The organism is Vibrio makurazakiensis, from assembly GCF_050337375.1.
Classification (GTDB): domain Bacteria; phylum Pseudomonadota; class Gammaproteobacteria; order Enterobacterales; family Vibrionaceae; genus Vibrio; species Vibrio makurazakiensis.
This window is the reverse complement of record NZ_JAKJSW010000472.1, coordinates 1-828: the sequence shown is the minus strand read 5'-3', so window position 1 is coordinate 828 and position 828 is coordinate 1. Positions and strand designations below refer to the sequence as shown.

Genomic DNA, 828 nt, shown 5'->3' with positions numbered 1-828 from the left:
TGCTAAAACGACCAAAATCTATACAGGCACAAGTGACATTATTTGGCACCAAGTTCCACCCGTAGAGGTTATGCTAAAGGCAAAATGACTTGAGTTTGTAATGTGTTCGGAATCCGAACACTACGGATATGTCGATTTAAAAATGGAAGGGTTATATGAGTATAGGGATCGAAGATTATATGTTGATAGAGATCCGTCGGAGTATTGTTAGTCTATTAGAAACTGAAATCGATTCAAATTACAGTGAGCAGTTCACTCAAGTAAAAGAAGTAGCGCTGATTGGTCTTGTTTTTGTTGAAGCAACTAACAAGAAATCTTTGGTGTGTTTTTTGGATGATTGGCCTTCGATTGAATTAGCTATAAAAACGGGCCACGATCTCCTTTATAGCGCGAAGGAACGAAAATATTTGAAAGCATTTGATGAAATCACAAGTAGTCAATTTAATTTTGAAACGTTGATAGATAGTTTAAGGGAAGAATAGCGTTTTAAGTGAAAGTATTCGGACTCCAAACACTCTCACCTAAAATACCCGTGGTGTTTCGATGATTTGTTACTCATCAAATCCAGTACGTTTTAACAAAGTTTGAGTCACCTTATTCCTAATGATGGATTCTAACGGTAATCATTTAGTTGGGGTATACTTAGTGGTCTTGATAAAAAATAGCCTTGGAAATAGTCAATCCCTAATGTGTTACATCTATCAAATTGCTGCTTAGACTCCACCCCTTCGATAATAGTTTTTGCACCCAAACTTTTGGCTAGAATGACTGCTGCTGCCAATTCAATATCATCATCAATAAGGGTTCTATCGATCTTAAGGTAGGAAG

General features: G+C 36.7%; 2 protein-coding genes. One reads left to right on the top strand and one right to left on the bottom strand.

What is annotated here, in order from left to right; translation table 11 throughout:
• The first annotated feature begins 155 nt into the window (after window positions 1–155).
• Complete coding sequence (locus tag L4C33_RS22555; RefSeq protein ID WP_428814599.1) at window positions 156–482, top strand: hypothetical protein; 327 nt, start codon at window positions 156–158, stop codon at window positions 480–482.
• Between the two features lie 131 nt (window positions 483–613).
• Here L4C33_RS22555 and L4C33_RS22550 read toward each other — a convergent pair.
• Window positions 614–828: EAL domain-containing protein (locus tag L4C33_RS22550; protein ID WP_428814598.1), on the bottom strand; the 215-nt coding region annotated here is incomplete at its 5' end.

Coding starts and splice junctions, on each gene's coding strand:
- L4C33_RS22555 (WP_428814599.1), top strand. CDS start 156: ATGAGTATAGGGATCGAAGATTATATGTTGATAGAGATCCGTCGGAGT.